The organism is Haloferula sp. BvORR071, from assembly GCF_000739615.1.
Classification (GTDB): domain Bacteria; phylum Verrucomicrobiota; class Verrucomicrobiia; order Verrucomicrobiales; family Akkermansiaceae; genus Haloferula.
The window spans coordinates 20,629-38,194 of record NZ_BATP01000061.1 but is presented as its reverse complement, the minus strand read 5'-3'; the positions used below and the strand labels follow the sequence as shown (position 1 = coordinate 38,194).

At 62.0% G+C, this 17,566-nt stretch carries 15 protein-coding genes and 2 tRNA genes; 11 read left to right on the top strand and 6 right to left on the bottom strand.

Features of this window, described 5'->3' with window-relative positions:
• Positions 1-46 precede the first annotated feature (46 nt).
• Both BV071_RS31660 and BV071_RS31655 read right to left on the bottom strand, forming a co-directional pair.
• The gene (locus BV071_RS31660) at positions 47-1,240 is read right to left on the bottom strand and encodes a hypothetical protein (RefSeq protein WP_035616215.1); all 1,194 of its coding nucleotides are present in this window, start codon (positions 1,238-1,240) and stop codon (positions 47-49) included.
• Between the two features lie 163 nt (positions 1,241-1,403).
• Positions 1,404-1,694 carry a hypothetical protein gene (locus BV071_RS31655; RefSeq protein ID WP_035616213.1) on the bottom strand — a complete coding sequence of 97 codons (291 nt, stop codon included), beginning with the start codon at positions 1,692-1,694 and terminating at the stop codon, positions 1,404-1,406.
• A 133-nt stretch (positions 1,695-1,827) separates the two neighbouring features.
• Here BV071_RS31655 and BV071_RS35020 point away from each other — a divergent pair, with 133 nt between their 5' ends.
• Positions 1,828-3,339 (top strand): PilT/PilU family type 4a pilus ATPase, encoded by a 1,512-nt coding sequence (locus BV071_RS35020; protein WP_052574123.1) that lies wholly within the window; start codon positions 1,828-1,830, stop codon positions 3,337-3,339.
• Here BV071_RS35020 and BV071_RS35015 read toward each other — a convergent pair whose 3' ends face one another.
• A complete protein-coding gene (locus BV071_RS35015) occupies positions 3,340-4,938 on the bottom strand; it encodes a sialate O-acetylesterase (RefSeq protein WP_081886370.1) in 1,599 nt (532 codons plus the stop codon).
• A gap of 1,407 nt (positions 4,939-6,345) precedes the next feature.
• Between BV071_RS35015 and BV071_RS31640 the strand changes: the two genes are divergently transcribed.
• Positions 6,346-6,576, top strand: coding sequence for a hypothetical protein (locus tag BV071_RS31640; protein ID WP_035616212.1), 231 nt, complete (start codon positions 6,346-6,348; stop codon positions 6,574-6,576).
• A 179-nt stretch (positions 6,577-6,755) separates the two neighbouring features.
• Here the strand turns inward: BV071_RS31640 and BV071_RS31635 are convergent.
• A tRNA-Gln gene (locus BV071_RS31635) sits at positions 6,756-6,826 on the bottom strand.
• Between the two features lie 94 nt (positions 6,827-6,920).
• Positions 6,921-6,991: transfer RNA gene (locus BV071_RS31630), tRNA-Gln, on the bottom strand.
• A gap of 227 nt (positions 6,992-7,218) precedes the next feature.
• On the opposite strand from BV071_RS31630, the gene BV071_RS31625 reads away from it, so the two are divergent.
• From BV071_RS31625 to BV071_RS31585, 9 genes are all read left to right on the top strand, one after another.
• The gene (locus tag BV071_RS31625) at positions 7,219-8,448 is read left to right on the top strand and encodes a L,D-transpeptidase (RefSeq protein WP_035616210.1); all 1,230 of its coding nucleotides are present in this window, start codon (positions 7,219-7,221) and stop codon (positions 8,446-8,448) included.
• A 144-nt stretch (positions 8,449-8,592) separates the two neighbouring features.
• Entirely contained in the window at positions 8,593-9,459 is an 867-nt protein-coding gene (locus BV071_RS34060; protein WP_052574122.1) for an endonuclease/exonuclease/phosphatase family protein, read from the top strand.
• 111 nt (positions 9,460-9,570) lie between these two features.
• Positions 9,571-10,551: a ThuA domain-containing protein gene (locus BV071_RS31615; RefSeq protein ID WP_035616207.1), complete on the top strand. Its 981-nt coding sequence runs from the start codon at positions 9,571-9,573 to the stop codon at positions 10,549-10,551.
• A 230-nt stretch (positions 10,552-10,781) separates the two neighbouring features.
• Positions 10,782-11,273, top strand: coding sequence for a transcriptional regulator NrdR (nrdR, locus tag BV071_RS31610; RefSeq protein WP_035616205.1), 492 nt, complete (start codon positions 10,782-10,784; stop codon positions 11,271-11,273).
• Between the two features lie 156 nt (positions 11,274-11,429).
• Positions 11,430-11,948, top strand: a complete 519-nt coding sequence (locus BV071_RS31605; RefSeq protein WP_035616203.1) for a hypothetical protein — start codon at positions 11,430-11,432, stop codon at positions 11,946-11,948.
• Positions 11,949-11,994: 46 nt separating this feature from the next.
• Positions 11,995-12,339: a histidine triad nucleotide-binding protein gene (locus BV071_RS31600; RefSeq protein WP_035616200.1), complete on the top strand. Its 345-nt coding sequence runs from the start codon at positions 11,995-11,997 to the stop codon at positions 12,337-12,339.
• A gap of 55 nt (positions 12,340-12,394) precedes the next feature.
• Positions 12,395-13,165: an alpha/beta fold hydrolase gene (locus tag BV071_RS34055; RefSeq protein ID WP_265595140.1), complete on the top strand. Its 771-nt coding sequence runs from the start codon at positions 12,395-12,397 to the stop codon at positions 13,163-13,165.
• Between the two features lie 64 nt (positions 13,166-13,229).
• On the top strand, positions 13,230-14,216 hold the full coding sequence (locus BV071_RS31590) for a hypothetical protein (RefSeq protein ID WP_052574120.1): 987 nt from the start codon (positions 13,230-13,232) through the stop codon (positions 14,214-14,216).
• 10 nt (positions 14,217-14,226) lie between these two features.
• Positions 14,227-15,465 carry a hypothetical protein gene (locus BV071_RS31585; protein WP_035616197.1) on the top strand — a complete coding sequence of 413 codons (1,239 nt, stop codon included), beginning with the start codon at positions 14,227-14,229 and terminating at the stop codon, positions 15,463-15,465.
• A gap of 98 nt (positions 15,466-15,563) precedes the next feature.
• Here the strand turns inward: BV071_RS31585 and BV071_RS31580 are convergent, their stop codons facing one another.
• The gene (locus tag BV071_RS31580) at positions 15,564-17,441 is read right to left on the bottom strand and encodes a sulfatase-like hydrolase/transferase (protein ID WP_081886379.1); all 1,878 of its coding nucleotides are present in this window, start codon (positions 17,439-17,441) and stop codon (positions 15,564-15,566) included.
• Positions 17,442-17,566: the final 125 nt, after the last annotated feature.

Below are 17,566 nucleotides of genomic sequence, written 5' to 3'. Positions count from 1 at the left end.
GAATGAAGTTCACCGAAGCGGGCGGAAGGGCAACCTTCCGCCTTCTTCATTTCGCAGGGTTGGCCGTAGCCTGGGTGGCGGCCCGATCCAGCATGTTGCGCAAGTCCTTGTCGGCTTCGCGGAAGGCATCGTTGAGCAGGCGGTCATTGCGCACGTAATCCTGCTGCAGGTAGGACTGAGTCAGGGCGTAGCGATTCGCGATGATCTGGAGATCCTCAGGAGTCGGATTCTTCCGGTTGGCCAGGCCATCTTCATTCAGATCTTCCACCAAGTTTCGCTTCTGGTCGGGCAGCAGTGACGGGTCGAAGACAGCGGTGTGAAACAGATCGAGTGCCTGCTCGCTCGCTCCGACGTAGGTAAGAGCCGCCCGCGCGAGCGGTTCCTTGCTCCCCGGTTCTGATAAGCGCGCGTCCTGATAGTAGCGGCTCACGAAAGGCATGCTCTGGGCCCCGAGGGATTGCTGGAGATAGCGCAGGGCCGGCCCATCAACGCGACCATCGGACTGGATGATCTGACGCTGGACCGTCGCCACGTAGGAGGTGTCACCGAAGCGCTTCATCACTTCAAAGAGCAACTCCCGGTCGCCGGCGGCACCGTCATCAAGCAATCTTCCTGCGGCCGCCAGGGCCTCGTTCTTGTAATCCCCCGATGCCATTTCCTCGAGGACCTGAGTCACGAAGGCCACCTCCAAGCCACTCCGGGTACGGCCAAGGGCTTCAACAAGGATCGCCTCAGCATCCTTGCCGCCGGTCTGGTGCAGCAGCTCAAACAAGCCCATCCGCAACGAGGCAGGAACCAGCGCGTTGACGAGGCCCTTCACATTGCGGCGCATCTTATTGCCCGGAGGAATGTAGGTTACATCAGATCCAGTCGCGAGAAATTGGCGGATGGCCGGCAGCGACTGTGGACCGATCCGGGAGAGCTGCTCCAGAGCCGCCAGCATCCGGCGCGTCGCGCGGCTGTCGCCCTCATTGACCGGCAGGTTCGCAAGCTCGTTCAACAAGGACTGCGCGCTGGGACCGGTGGCATCGGAGGCTTGTCGGAGCGATTCCGCGCTCGGCCGGGACACCGTTTCCCGTTTCGCCCCGCGACGATTCGACTCGAGCTCAAGCCGGGCCTGCTCCGACGCCCACGCCGAGCGCTGGACCTCAATCTGCGCGGCATGCCGCTGCTGCTCCACGAGCACGGCAAGGATGAGGCCAAGCCCGAAGGCCGACAGGAGCAGGAGCGGTGTTTTCATCAGGAGTGCAGGTTGAAGCCAGCCGTGAAGGAATTCTTCGAGCTGTCTCCATACTACATCCCGGAAAATGATGAGAGAATGATGTCTGGGAAAATTTGCGGCGGAAAAGGTGCACAAAAGCGACTTTGCCGCAAATGGGGAGGGGATCTGGAATAGTGGGCAGTTAGAGATCGGCAGGACCGTCTTGGTAGTTCCTCTCCGTACCGGGCGAGGGTGCATCCTCGCGGCTGCCTGCGGTGAGCATCGTGTGGTGGGCTATCGGCTCAGGGCCATCGGCGTCGGCCAGGGTAATTTGGCGGTGGCGGCCGAGCCATTCGGCGAGATCGAGGGAGGCGACGCCGCTGTGGGCTGCTTCTTCCAATTCGGAGAGCGAGAAGTGCCCGTCGCACTCGCGGGCCAAGCTGCCACGGTCGGAGGCATGGAGGTGGTCGAGGAGTTCAGGAGAGAGCGTCATGGTAAACCATCAAGGCGGAATCGCAGTAGCGCAAGGTCTCATCGATCGGATCCCCTTGTTCGCTCCGGCCCTGCGCGGATCAGCTTCTAAACCAGAGACAAATCGGGATTCCGGCGGCATTGGATGCGGGGCGTTGAGAATCGACGCACCACTCACCCACACTCCCACCCACTCCCGCGGCATGGCGCTCATCGATACATTCCTCAAGCTGATGGAAGAAAAGCACGCCGAGCGCTTGGTACTGGTTTCGGATGCGATCCCCTATCTCTTGAAGGGCGGCGAAACGATCGGGCTTTCGATGCCCGCACTCCGGGCCGACATCCTGCAACGGATGGCCGGTGAAATCAGCGGTGCCAGCTCGGGGGCCGAGCCGGGCGACGGGCTCCAGGAGGGAACTTTCCAGGCCGCGGACAAGACCGAGTTCGGTTACAAGATTCAGGAAAGCGCGAGCGATTTCAGGATCGAGATCCATGCCATGGGCGCGCCACCGACAGCAGAGGATCCTGGGTTGGATGCCCTGTTAGAACGCAATCTGGGCGCCGCCCTCGGTGCAAAGCCAGCGGCACCTGCTCAACCGGCAAGCCCTCAAGGCAGCGTGGAACTGCTAGCCACGATCGATCAGGCGGCAGCAGGAGAGAGCTCCGATATCTTCCTCTCATCCGGCAAGCCACCGCGGGTGAGGAGGAAGGGCATGCTATCCCGCATCGACGCTAGCCCGCCCAATGCCGGGCAGATCCTCCAATTGATTCCCGACGATGCGTCGCGACAGGAGTTCGAAACGAGCGGCAGCACCGACTTCGCTGTGCGCTGGGATTTGTCCCACGGCAGTTGTCGTTTCCGGGTGAATGTCTTCCGGCATCTCGATGGGGTGGCAGCAGCGCTGCGGCCGATCCGCGAGCGCATACCGCCGCTGGCCGAACTCAACCTGCCCGAGTCTCTGCTGGAGCTAGTCACCTACACCGGTGGCTTGGTGCTGGTGACCGGGACCTCGGGTTCGGGCAAGTCCACCACCTTGGCCGCACTGATCGATCATCTCAACCGCACCCGGGCCCGGCACGTAATCACCATCGAGGACCCGGTGGAGTATCAGCACCGCGAGATCCAGTGCCTGATCCACCAGCGCGAGGTCGGGAGCGATGTCGAAAGCTTCAGTTCCGGCCTGCGCGCGGCGTTGCGCGAGAACCCGGACGTGATTCTGTTAGGGGAGCTTCGCGACCTTGCGACGATCACCGCGGCGCTGACCGCGGCGGAGACCGGCCACCTCGTGCTGGCCACACTGCACTCCGGCAGCGCCAGCTCCGCGGTGAACCGGATCGTCGATGTCTTTCCAGGGCACCAGCAGCAGCTCATCCGCGTGCAACTCGCGTCTTCCCTGCGTGCCGTGGTTTCGCAGCGCCTGGTGCCCACCCGCAACAAGAGCGTAATACCGGCGATCGAGAAACTCATCGTCACGCCGGCGGTGGCCACCGGCATCCGCGAAGGCCACGACCACTACCTGCGCAATGCCATGCTCACCGGCGGCGAGGACGGCATGATCACGCTGGAGCGTTCACTCGCAACCTTGGTTCGCAAGGGCGTGATCGACCTGGAGACGGCAACCCGCCATGCGGTGGATCAGCAGGCGCTGGCACACTTGTTAGAGTAGCTACCCTTGCTTACTGATGCCGTTCTTCCGCAGCCACTCCGCGGCTGCATCCGGCCAGGCTTTCGCTTCGCGGTCGCTGCGCAGGCCGTAACCGTGACCGCCGCTTGTGTAGAGCAGGAACTCGTGAGGCTTCTGCGCAGCATCGAGCGCCTTGTGGTAGGCCTTGCTGCCGGGGACGAAGTTAGCGTCGTCCTCACTGTGGACGATCAAGGTGGGTGGGATGTCGGCCTTGAGATTGAGATCGGCGGCGACTTCGCCCTGCTTGTCGGCGAGGTAGGCCGGATAAACCAGCACTGCGAAATCCGGGCGGCAGCTTTGCTGATCGACCTCATCGAGCGCGGGATAGCTGGGTTCGCCAAAGCAAGTGCTGGCCTTCGCCGAGAGATGGCCACCGGCGGAGAAACCGATGATCCCGAGCCGCTTCGGATCGATCTTCCATTCGGCTGCGCGGGCACGCGTGAGGCTCAGAGCGCGCTGGGCATCTTGAAGGGCACCGTCGCGATTGTTAGGCACACGGTATTTAAGCACCAGAGCGGTGATACCTTTGGAATTCAGCCACGCGGCAATCTCCGTGCCCTCCTTATCGATCACCACATAGCCATAGCCACCGCCAGGACAGACGATCATCGCGGGAGCCACTGCATTGCCGGGCGCGGGGAAGAGCGTGAGCGTCGGGCAACTGACATTGGTGATGCGGGTTGCATCAGTGCGCTCCGGCGAGCGCGGGCCTTCCAGATCACGGCTGCCCTTGCCCGGCATCTTGCCCTCCGGCCAGAGATCGAAGGTCCCCCCCTTGGTTTGAGCTTCGTCCCCGCCTACCAACAAGGCCTGCATCGCATGGGCAAAGCGAATGCCGAACTCCTTCTGGGCGCCCGCGCTGAAGTGAAGCTTGTCGCCCTTGTCGGCGAGACCCGCGGAGTCCGCATAGGCACTGTGCGGCAGCACCGCTGGGATTTGGTGGATGGCCGCGCGGACGGTTTCGACGTAAGGATGCTTGTCGGGCTGCAAGGCGAGGAAGTCTCCCAACTGGCCGACGACAACCGGAAGATCTGGCTGACCGAGGTCCGCGCGCAGATCCCTGAACATTCCCGTTAGACGGGCCTCATAAGACTCGGCGTGCTTCGCATCATCGCTATCCGATTCACCTTGATGCCACAACACGCCACGGATCACGCCATCCTTCGCTGCCAGCCTGGCCCTGGCGACGGCTTGCTCATAGAGATCTCCGCCCTTCACCCAGCGCTTTAGCGGCGTGCCGCCTACGGCACACGGAACAAGACCGATATTCTTCTTCGGTTCCGCCTTCAGCATCTCCAACGCGAAGCTGATCCCCGGCCCGACTCCACACTCAATGCGGCCAACCTTCTCATGAATCGGGTCCCGCGCGATCCGCCACTGCCCGTCGGCACCCAGACTCAGCACTTGGGGATTCTCCACCTGAGCTTCCATCCCCTGCGTATCCCGGCCCACCATGTTCGATTGGCCCATCAGGAGATAGATGTCGAACGACTCTCTGGCGGGCGCCGGGACCGGCTCGGCCCGGGAAAGGGCCGCGGCGAAGAAGAAAACGAGAACGAGGATAATGCGCTGCACTGGCATCAGGCCCTATGGAAGCACCCCGCGCCCCAAGACACCAGTCCCCCGTACGAAGGAGCATGCACGAACCGTTGGGAATGGGGGCGACTTTTGTAAAAACAGGCCGGGTGGAGGCAACGGGGGCAAAGCCGATCGTGACAATAGGTCTCGGAAGATGTTATTACGCCCCCGCGCAAGGGTAACCCCTCCCCCTAGCCCGTGACTATATCCCCCCTAGCCGTAGTTGTTGCAACCCTGCTGCTGCCCGCAGCCGCTCTCGCGTTGATCGATCTGCCAGCGATCTGCGACCTCTGCGGATCTCCAATCGAGAGATCCAAGCGCCGCTGGCGGATCAACCCCAGGAAGAAAGCCGTATGTCCAGCGTGCCGCCGTCACAACTCTGAGGCTGCACCTTCTGACTGATCGACAAACCCCGGGGATTCCGGCAGTTGTACCCCAGCGAAGACCATCGGGGCTTTTTCTTTGCACCACATGGCGCCAAAAGATAGAGCCGAGCATACCGCACAAGAGGATCCCCCCGTCGAATCCGCTTCGGTTTTATTGGTGTGGCCCTCTTGATACCGGGAGCTGGTATTGCGCCCTGGCCGCCAATCGGCCGTAAATGCCTCGGGATCGCGTTTGCCGCTATAGGGCTGACCCTCATCTTCAAGGCCACAACCGTCCGGCCGCCACAGGGAAGCGCTGGCGAAGATTGATCGATGGCCCCGGAAACCAGGCCTCGGCTCTAAGGGGGCAGTCCTATCTCTCCCTAGGCCGCGATCTATACTAAACGGTGGCCATCAGCCCTACGCCGCGGGAACCGACCGCTCTTCGGCGTGGGAGCGCCGGAGGGAGGAGCAATCGTTCCCTAAAGGTAGGTGGCGCAGGACTAACAGCTGCTGCGGGGGGAAATCATAATCCGGCGGTGAACGTAGCTTGTCGCTTCGTCTCGGCCGCGCGAAGGCCTGAGGACTGGGCGCGACGGCTGGTTGTTCAGTGGAGGGAGCACGGTGGCATCCACGAGAACCCGCTCGCCTGACTCCAACAGTATAGCAATGGAAAGGTCTGAGGAGCTTTCGCCACGGAGGACTTCCAAAGCTGCAGTCATCAGGGCGCGGCGCGGTTCATCAAGATCGGGCAGTTTCATCGGATGTATCGGGTATTCCCGAAGATCGAGAGTCACCGATATTGCCGCGGTTGCGACGTATTCCGGCTGCTTTTCCGAAATGACACTCAGAAGGGGTAGTATTCGGAGCTTTGCACGAAGAAACAGGTTGGGACGCCCCCATCCAGCTTTCTCCGGACGCTACGCGAAGGTTAACGGGCTTGAGAATTCCGCACGCTACCCAGCCGTATCGAGGAACATATTAGGAGACACCGCGAGCAGGTTCTTCGATCATTGCAATGCGAGGAGATGGTGTATGCTTCGGGATGACCGAATCTCCTGCTGCTCCTGAAGCGGTGGCGAAACCTCCCGGCACCGGCTGGTTTTGGTGGCGGCAGCACATCTTCGATCCGTGGAAAGCAGTGGAGGTCCACGGTGATGATGAGGGACTCTATAGCCGGAGCGACGAGGATATGGAGTATCAGTGCGGTGACAATCCGCAGACCCCATTCACGGGTCAATGGTGGTCAGCTCGGATTGAGCCGCCGCCTCCCTGAGGATCCATGGTTGATCGTCTTCGCGGCGCCCAAGCTTCACGCCAGGCATTTCCGACCATTCGTGCCGCAACCAAAGCGCAGTCCTATCTACATTCGAATCAAAACGAACAGAGTCAGAACCTGTTGTGCTACCATTGCACTATAGGACTCTTGGCCACCTCGTGTTCTTCGGAGAAGAGCAGCCCCCCCAGGACTCGAACCTGGAAAGACGGAATCAGAATCCGTAGTGTTACCATTACACCAAGGGGCTCTTGGGCGTCGCGAGGCGAACGCTAGTTGAATCGACCTTCTTTGGCAATCTTGGAGGATTGCATTGAGGGTACCCGACGGAGCTTTTCGAAGAGCAGCCCCCCCAGGACTCGAACCTGGAAAGACGGAATCAAAATCCGTAGTGTTACCATTACACCAAGGGGCTCTTCGGCGTCGGAGCGCGGAAGCTAGGGTGCGGGATTTGGTTTGGCAATGCGGAATTTAGCGGTTTTTTGGTGGGGCCGGAGAGGGGCTCCGAATTCCATTCACCCCACGCATCCGGCTCCCTTTCGCGAAAGTCCCGATGGCTCCAAAAACCGTTAGGGTTCGCGGCGTGACAAGCGACGAAAAACTGGAATAGTTCCCGCGTCCCGACCTTCAGAATCGCCGAAGATGTTCCGGAAATCGCTCGCCCTTGCCCTAGTCGCCTCGTCTGCCGTCGCTTGCCCTGCCTTTGCTGCCGAAGAAAGCAAAGCCGCTTTGCGTGCCCTGCCTGTGGACCCCTCTGAAATTACTCCGGAGGGGAAGGCCAATTCCGCAGTGCCAGCCGCCCCGGCGGTGGCCCCGGCTCCCGCTGCTGAGATCACTCCCCTGCCTGTGGGCAGCGTGAAAGTCCCGCTGCCGAAGACCGGGGTGAAGACGGATGCACCGGAGATCGCGGACCTGCCAAAGGGCGAGGACGCGGTGCGGCTGCAAATTTTCCTCGATCAATCGAACTTCGGCCCCGGCATCATCGACGGCAAGCCGGGCCGCTTCACCGTGCAAGCGGTGGATTCCTGGAACGAGGTCCATGGCCATGCACCCGGAGACTTGGGTCCAGTAATGGAGGCTGCCAGGAAGACAGTCCCCCACCCCTTCGCTACGGCACAGGTCCCGAAACTCGCCACGAAGTGGGTAAACAGCGGGCTCTCGCACGACCACGCCGAGCAGGCCAAGGCCAAGCAGATGAGCTACCGCAGTGTCGCGGAGTTCATGTCCGAGCGCTTTCATACCGACGTCGAATTCCTGCTGGAGATCAACGGTGCCAAGAACACTTGGAGCGTGAAGCCCGGCGAAGGCAGCCTGATTGTGCCAAACGTGAAGCCCTTCGTCATCGAAAGCATCACCGGCAAGCGCTACGAGGCGGATCCGAAGATGTCCGAACGCCACGCGGTGGTGGATACCAAGAAGAACCAAGTACGGATCTTCGAAGGTGCTCCGCCGGCCCTGATAGTGGATGAGGAAGAAGAAGGCAGCACCAAGCCGGTGCTGGTGAAGGCAAAGCACGAGCCGAACACGGCATTGGTGGCCTCCTTCCCGATCACCCCAGGCAAGCCGCAATTCATTCACCTCGGCGTCTGGAAGCTGAACAACAGCGTGGAGCTGCCGGTCTGGCGCTTCGACAAGTCACTGCTGGAAACCGGCAAGCGTAGCAACGACGCCCTGAACATCCCGTCGGGACCGAACAGCCCGGTGGGGATCATCTGGAACGGTCTGAGCAAGCCGGGCATCGGCCTGCACGGCACTGCGGATCCGGAGACGATCGGCCGAGCCCGGAGCGCGGGTTGCGTACGTCTCGCGAACTGGGATGCGATCCGGATTCCGACGCTGATCCGCCCAGGAGCTACGGTGGAGCTGCGCTGAGTTGCTGCCGTCCAGCGGGGACAATAGTCCCGCCGGGTGACGCTATTCCTGCGAATGAGGAGCCGGGACGCGCTACAGCGAGTTGCCACGGCAGCATTGTGTCTGCTACTGGCATGCTCTTGCCGCCGTGAGCGTGATCCTTACGTGGATACCGCACCGAAGTCACCGGACGGCCGGCTGCACCTGACGCTGGCGAGCTTCAACATCAAGTACGAGGGCGATGACCTGACGGGCTACCGGGCTTGGCCCACGCGGATGCGCGGGGTGCTCGCCACGATCCGGGGCATGAATCCCGACGTGATCGGTGTGCAGGAGGCCCTGCACGGCCAGTGCGCTGATCTGTGGGCCTCGATGCCTGACTATGCCTTCTATGGCGCGGGCCGCGACGACGGGAAGCGAGCGGGCGAATACGCGGGGATCTTCTATCGGCGCGATCGCTTTGAGCGCGACATCACCCAACAAGGGATCTTTTGGCTCTCCGATACGCCGGAAGTGCCGGGCTCGAAGACTTGGGGCAACGATTTCCCGCGGGTAGTGACTTGGACGCGACTGATCGACCGCGCCAGCAAGAAGGGGCTCTACGTTTACAACACGCACTGGGATCATCGCAACCAGCCCTCGCGCGAGAAGGCAGCGGTGCTGATCGCCCAGCGGATCGAGCAGCGGCAATTCAAGGACGAGCCGGTGGTTCTGTTAGGCGACTTCAACGCAGGGACCGACAATGCGGCGGTGAGCTACTTCACCGGCGGCGCGGTCAAGCTCTCGGGCGCGGCGGTGAAGCCCTTGCTAAGTCCGCTGACGGATGTCTTTCGCGTGATGCTGCCACCGGGCGGCAAGAGCCAGCAGACACTCCACCTGTGGCGGCCGCTGGTGGAGGGCTGGCCGCGGATCGACCATATCCTTGTGTCCAAAGGGGCTAAAGTGGAAGCCACCGGGATCCAGCGGGTAATCAAGGTCGAGGACCGGCCCTCGGATCACTTCCCGGTGTGGGCGCGGGTGAGTTGGCCCTAGGCCGCGGCGCGGAACGTGTTTGGTTTTTATGGATTTTCTGTGTTTTTCCGCAGAGTCCTTGCCTGTCTAGCAAGAAGCCGCTTGGCTGCGCGGTATTCCACAAATCCATTCATGAAAGCACTTCTCCGCACCATCCTTCCGCTCACGCTGACCCTTACCGCCATGGCCGATGACCCATGGCTCGTCTTCGAGGGCAAGAGCGGTCCCGGCCAAGGCAAGCACGTGGTGCTGATCAGCGGTGATGAAGAATACCGCTCCGAGGAAGCGCTTCCGATGCTGGGCAAAATGCTGGCCGAGAAGCACGGCTTCAAATGCACCGTGCTCTTTGCGATCGACAAGAACAGCGGCGAGATCAGCCCGAATGAACAGACCAACATCCCCGGTCTGGCGGCGCTGGATTCTGCGGATTTCCTGATTATGAGCCTGCGCTTCCGCGAGCTGCCGGACGCGGAGATGAAGCACTTCGTGGATTACGTGGAGGCCGGTAAGCCACTGCTAGGGATGCGCACTTCCACCCACGCTTTCAGCTATGAGGACAACAAGCAAAGCCCTTATGCGTCGTGGTCCTTCAACAGCAACGGCGGCTTCGGCAAGAAGGTGCTGGGCGAAACCTGGGTCAACCACTGGGGCGCCCATGGCAAGCAGAGCACCCGCGGGGTGATTGAAGAGGCGAACAAGAGCAACGTCCTGCTGAGCGGGGTGGAAGACGTCTGGGGCACCACGGATGTGTACGAGGTGAAGACGCTGCCCGACGATGCCAAGGTCCTGCTGCGCGGTGCCATCCTCACCGGGATGAAACCGCAGGACGAGATTCTCAAGGACAAGAAGAACGAGCCGATGATGCCGGTGGCCTGGGTGCGTGAGCGAACCACCGAGAAGGGCCGCACCCAAAAAGTGATCTGCACCACCATGGGCGCGGCTACCGATTTCGTTTCACCGGGGCTGGCTCGCTTCGTGACCAACTCCGTCTACTGGGGCACCGGGCTGGCGATTCCCGCCAAGCTGGATACTACGCCAGTTGGCAAATACGAGCCGTCGGGCTTCGGCAACAATGCCTACAAGAAGGGCGTGAAGCCGGCAGACTTGAAGTGACGTAAGCGGCGTGACCATCGCCTGAGACTTATCGCGCGCCATCCTGAATCCAGGATGGCGCGTTTGTTTTATAAGGATGCAGACCCTACCGGCAAGTTCACACCCTTCCTTAAAAAGTTAGGTCCACAAATCCGGACTATCGGAGCATTCTACTAAATATGGCATAGTTTTCACGTTGACGCCGCCATGGATGGTAGGCACCCTCCACCTCATCGTTTTCGGGGAAGTGTATGCGGTGCGTGCAATGTGGCTCATTCAAGGACAAGGTGCTCGACTCTCGGATGTCGAAGGACGGCACCACGATCCGCCGCCGCCGGGAATGCCTGGGCTGCACCTATCGCTACACCACCTACGAGCAGATCGAGCGGACCGAGCTCCGCGTCGTGAAGCGCGACGGAACCCGCGAAGCGATTCACCGCGAGAAGATCATCGGCGGCATGATCAAGGCCTGCGAGAAGCGCCCCGTCTCGATGGACCGGCTGGACCGCGCGGTGGAAGAAATCCTCACCGAGCTGCACCAGGATCACCTCTCCGAAGTGCCCTCCTCGAACATCGGCGCGAAGGTGATGGAGAAGCTCCATCAAATCGATCCGGTGGCTTACGTCCGCTATGTGTCGGTCTACCGGCAGTTCGAGGACGTGGGCGAATTCATCCGCGAGATCCAGGCGCTCGAGCGCCGGCCCTCGCGTGATCCGATGCAACGCCGCCTTTTCAAAGATTGAACGACTCCCCCATGCCCCCCACTCCCGCCATTTCCCACGCTACTGCTGCTTCACCCACAACCCTGCCCACACCCGCCTCAACTTGATCCGAAAAACTCCGACGTGATTTCCCTAATCGGTTCCCGTCCCGCCATCCAGGTGGGGCGTCATCAAGTGATGAACTACGACACCGCCTGGCTGGCGGTGGCGATCCGCCGCGCTGCGACCGCAGCCGAGCGTCACGACTTCCCCTTCGTCGATGAAATCCGCTTGGGCATTGAGAGCTATCTCGAAACGAAGTGCCCGCTGAGCCTGCTGCCCCTGCACGATCTCTTCGAGCGCGTCCGCTACATGCTGGTGCGGATCGGCTGCGAGAATATTGCCGAGAAGCTCGAAGCGCTGGCACCGCCGGTGCCGCTGTCGCTGGTGCGACTCGCCCGAGAGGCCGGAAATGGCTTCGAGCTGGCCTTCTTCCGGTTGGTGAAGGAGGAACTCGCAGAACTGCAAGCAGCGGGAGCGGAGGAGATCCGCTTCACCGGCTTGAAGGAAGCCGCATTGGTGCTGTGCGCGGTTGAAAAATGGGATCACCGCTGTGATGCCTTGCTGGCGGATATCCGGAACTTTCTTGATGAGATGGACCGCGAGCGGAATCCCCTGCGCAGGCCGATGCGTTTCAAGCTCGATACGGAGCGCTAGCCATTTCTTCGTGCCAGGGCCAACTCCTCCGCTCTAGGCTCCCTGCATGTCGAAGACCCTTTTCGAGAAGATCTGCGACCGGGAGATCCCGGGGGACATCGTTTACGAGGACGAGCAGTGCGTGTGCTTCCGCGATATCTCGCCGCAGGCACCGGTGCATCTCGTCCTCGTGCCGCGCCGGCCGATCCCGCGGATCGCGGAGACGGTGGAGTCGGATGAGCCACTGGTGGGTCACTTGTTCGTGACCGCGGGGAAAGTTGCTCGCGAGCAAGGACTCGCGGCAGCCGGCTTTCGCCTGGTCGTGAACAACGGCCCGAATGGCGGTGAGACGGTGCCGCATCTGCACATCCACATCCTCGCCGGGCGACAATTGGACTGGCCTCCGGGCTAGCAAGTGCGGACTCAGTTAGGTTGCGGTTGGTGAAATATCTGCTTCCATGCGCGCGATGAAGAAAGCCTTGGCCTGCTTGGCCGCTGCCCTGTCGCTTGCCGGATCCGCCTTCAGTGCGGAGAGCAGCCCCCTGAGCCAGCCGATCCCGGTGCGCCGGGTGGTGATGGTGCATGGGATCTTCCAGAACGAGTGGCGCTGCTTTGGCCATCTGCGCCGGGAACTCGAAGCCCGCGGGGTCGAGTGCATCTGCCCCTCGCTGAAACCAGCAGACGCACGCAACGGCCTTCCGGCGCTGGCGGAGCAGTTGAAGCAGGCGGTCGATGCCAAGTGGAAGCCGAACGAGCACTTCGTGCTGATTGGCTTCAGCATGGGCGGCTTGGTCGGACGCAGCTATCTGCAAGACTTGGGCGGCGCGAGCCGCTGCGATGGGATCATCACGGTGGCCACACCCCACTACGGGACCCGGACCGCTTGGCTATGGTACGGCGAAGGTGCCCACCAGATGCGCCCGGGCAGCGACTGGCTGACCAAGCTGGCCTCGACCGAATACAAGCTCGGCAAGATGCCGGCGGTGACCTACCGGACCTGCGCGGACCTGATGATCGTGCCCTCGCAGAATTGCAACTGGGCCCGCGCGGAGAACGTGACCGTATCCTGCCCGATCCATGCGCTGATGTCATGCAATCCGGACGTGCGAAAGGACATCCTGGATCGCTTGGCCACTCCGGCAGGCATTGCGACCGCGTCCCGGCAGAAGGCCCAGGACGTGACCTTGCCCGCGAAGCGGGTCGTTCGCCAGACTTCGACCCGCGGGAAGAAGTCCTGAGACGCGCCGGGGCGGAGAATTTCGTTGCGCCGGGGCGCGATGCGGGATTCCAAGGGGGTGCCGCATGCCGCCTGACACGACCACGCATCCCGCCACGGCCAATGGCCCAGAGGGACGCCCGTGCCCGCCGGTGCTGATGATCCTCTTCAACCGCCCGGATCTGGCGCTTCAGGTCCTCGAGCGGGTGCGTCATGCCCGGCCGCCACGGCTCTACATCGCCGTGGATGGCGCGCGGGAGAACCGGCCGAGCGATGCGGACCTGACTGCGGCTTGCCGGGCACTGGCCGGAAAGGTCGATTGGCCCTGTGAGCTGAAGACCCGCTTCTCCGAGGTGAACCAAGGCTGCGGCCGCGGACCGAGCAATGCGATCTCGTGGTTCTTCTCGCAGGAGAATTCGGGGATTATCCTGGAGGACGATTGCCTGCCAGAGCTGAGCTTCTTTCCCTTCTGCGCGGAGTTGCTGGAGCGCTATGCCGATGACGCGGAGGTGATGCACATCAACGGCAACAATTTCGCACCCGCACGGCCGGAGCAGATCTACGATGGATCTAGTTTCGGCTTCTGTCGCTATGCCCAGGCCTGGGGCTGGGCTTCCTGGGCACGGGCCTGGCAGAATTTCGACTACGACGCGAGGGGCATCCGCGAGGCGACGGCACAGGACTTCGATGTGGCGGGCGTGGAAAACTTGCGGCGCGAGGCGCATCGCGACCGCGTGGTCTCGACCCTGGAGCACCATCACCACGACGTGTGGGACTACCAGTGGCAGTATGCGGTGATGAAGCGCCGCGGCCTCTGCATCTCCCCGGCGGTGAACCAGATCTCGAACCTCGGCTTCGGCGATGATGCCACGCACACCACGGATTCCACCAGCTTTGTGGCCCGCGCGAAAACGGCGGCGATGAGCTTCCCGCTGAAGTATCCGCCCAAGGCCGAGTCCCCCGCCGTGAACCGCCTGTATGCGGACCACATGTTAGGCGAGGCGGCCCGCTACCGGAAAAAGGCCTTCAAGCGCTGGCTGCGCGGGCTCTTCGGAATCCAGAAGACCAAGTAGCTCATTCCCGATGCGAACGAACCGTCAGACTCAACGCTATGCGGGGCTCCTCCTCGCCGGGGTGATCTTCGCCTCGGTGGTGACCGCGGCGGTGAACACTTGGGTCGATCCCTTCCGCGTGACGGGCGCAACATGGGCGAGCAAGAAGATCGATCCCTATCGCGATATCTCCGCCAGCACCCGCACCGGCAAGACTGGCCTGATCCTTTCGCACCAGGACTGGCAGGTCGGGATCTTCGGATCCTCGCGGGTCATCAGTTCGCTCGACCCGCAGTCGCCCGCCTGGGGTGACAAGAAGGCGGTGAACCTCGGGATGCCGGGAGCGCTGATGTATGAGAGCATCGCCATGGCCGAGTACTTCATCGCGCGGCAACCGGCGGAACTGGTGATCTTCGGGATCGACCCGGGCGATCTAACCGACACGCGCGATACCCGGCCAATGGTCGACTACATGTCCTCGCCGCTGAACCCGGACGGAGTGCTGGACCGCAAGCTGCGCTTCGTCTTTGGGGTCTCCACTTTCGAGACCTCGCTGGAGACCCTGGTGCTGCAGTCGAAGAAGACGCCGGGCGAATACAATGCCCACGGCTTCCGCGACCGGCCGGGACACTCCGGGGGCGGTGGCGCCGCACCGGGCAAGGGCCAGCTCAACTTCATCAAGAACCGCTTTGTCGATGACGCGCGGGTTCCGGCAAAGCCCGGTGCGGGCACAACGGTCAACAAGGACAAAGCCGAGAAGCTGGAGACCATGATCCGGCACTGCCGCGAGAAGGGAATCCGGCTGGTGATGTTCTTCCACCCGAACCACGTGCTCTTGCAGGCGAAGTCCGCGGATCTGGGCAAGGACTGGGTTCCCTTTGAGACCGACCGCAAGGCACTCGTGGAAATGGTCGAGCGCTTGAATGCGGAAGGCGGCAGCGGCCCGGCGGTCGAGCTGTGGGACTTTTATTCCTATCATCCCTACAACCGCGAGCGGGTGCGCCCCCTGGAGAATGAGCCGTCCGTGCTGGTGCATTGGCGCGACCTCGAGCACTTCACCAAGGACGTGGGCGATGGCATGCTTGCCGAGATGATGGGCTGGCCGGTGGAGAATCCTGATCTCGCCGCCTATGGCGACAAGATCACCAGCGGCAACGTCGAGGCGCGGATCGCGAAGCTGCGGGCTGACTATCAGACCTATCTCAAGGAGACCGGCGCGGAGGACGTGAAGTGGAAGGAAGAGCTGGTGAAGACGGGACTGGCGAAGTAGCACGACTTTGCAAGTTGTGCTGGGGGATCATCCCCGGCCAAGGCGGGCCCGGAGCTCATCAGGCCCCGCACGCCCCATCCGCAACTTTCAAAGCTGCGCTACTCCGCGATCTCTAGAGAGACATCGCTTACTTTGCCCTTGAAGGGATTGCCTTCCGGGTAGTCACCCACCGGTGAGCCGGTGTCGCTGCCCACCGAGAGGCCGGCTGCGGGCTGCCGCTTGAGTAGCCCCTTCAACTTCCCCTCTCCTACCACCGCACCATCAGCTTTGAGCGTGACCGCACCCTGGGCATCAAGGCTGGCTTCGACTTGGTGCGGCCCTGCGGACAAGACAGCCGTGGAAGCGATGTTGCTGACTTCACCATCTTCGCGCAGCGAGAAGACCAACTTGCCGGAAGCGACATGTAGGGCAAAGCCGCGGCTCGCTCCGCCGAGGGCGATGATCACGCCTTGCGCCAGACCTTCCGGCTCAATGCGAGCGGAGACTTCGAAGGCCTTGCCCGCGATGCGTGGCGAGCGTTCACCGCTCAAGGCATCGCCGGATTGCCATGGTCCCTTGGCCGAAACGAGAACCTTCTCCGTCTCTTCCTCTGTATTCTGCTTACCCTTGATCCGGCCACCCTGCGGATGAAAGCCCGGCGGGGTCCACAGCGGAGCGACGAGCGTGGCATTCCACGCATTCCAATCTGCAGAAAGCTCGGCGACCTTCAGCGGATTCGCCGCAGCGAGGTCGGAGGACTCACCGATGTCCTTGGAGAGATTATAGAGCTTCGCTCCTGCGACGGTGGCAGTCCCGGGCTCGGCACGCTCGATCACACCATCGGCGGCGGACTTCACCAGTTTCCAGTCGCCCTTGCGGATCGCGAGCTGCTGGCCGAAGCGCCAATACAGGGCCTCGTGCGGAGCGGCTTGGTTCTCGCCCTTGAGGTAGGGCAACAGGTTCACCCCATCGAGCTTCCATGCCTGATCCACTTCCACACCGGCCGCAGCCAGGCTGGTCGGCAGGATGTCGAGCTGGATCACCGGGCGATCATCCACCTTCGCCGCCGGAAGCTTGCCCTTCCACTGCACCATGAAGGGAATGCGGATACCACCCTCGGAGGTGAAGGCCTTGTAGCCACGCAACGGACCATTGCGGGAAGTGGTCGAATCGGTGGGACCACCATTGTCGCTGAAGAAGAAGACCAGCGTGTCTTCCTCCAGGTTCAGCTCGCGGAGCTTGGCGAGCACATTGCCCACGGCATCATCCATCGCGGAGAGCATCGCGGCAAACTTGCGGCGCTTGGGATCTGTGATGGAAGTAAAGCGCTCCTCGTACTTCGCGGTGGCCTCCAGCGGACTGTGGACCGCATTGAATGGCAGGTACACCATCCACGGTTGGTCCTTCTTGCGCTCAATAAAGGAGATCGCCTCGCTGGCGAGTGTCTCGGTCAGGTAACCGGAGAAGGGCACCGGCTCGGTGCCACGGAGCAAGGCGTTTTGGCCCTTGCCAGCAGTGAGGTAGTCGTGCGAGCCCGGTGCGAGGAAGCCGAAGAACTCATCGAAGCCGCGCTTCAAAGGATGGAACTCCGGGGCGACGCCCAGATGGGACTTCCCGAACCAGCCGGTCGCGTAGCCTGCAGCCTTGAAGCGATCGCCGATGGTGGTCTCGCTCACCGGCAGGCCCATCGGTTTCGAGGGATCGGCAGGCAGGCCGGGGTTGAACTCATGGCCGAAGCGTTCCTGATAGCGGCCTGTCAGCAGACCCGCGCGGGTGGGGCTACAGTAGGGACCACTGACATAGCCACTGGTGAAGCGGATCCCATTCGCCGCAATGCTATCGATGTGCGGTGTGGGGATCTCCTTGGTAAAGCCTTGCGAGCTGAGTTCGCCATAACCGAGGTCGTCCGCGACAATGATCAGGATGTTCGGCTTCCGCTCGGCATGCGCGACGGCGAGCAAGATCAGGGAGAAGGCAAAGGAGTAAGTACGTTGCATGCGCCGATCGAAGGAGAGCGCCGCCACTAGAACGAAACCGCGAGTGTGACAATGACGTGGCAAGACGCCGCGCAACTTAAAGAGGCTTTGATTTGGACCGCGAAAAGACGCGAAACCCGCGAAAT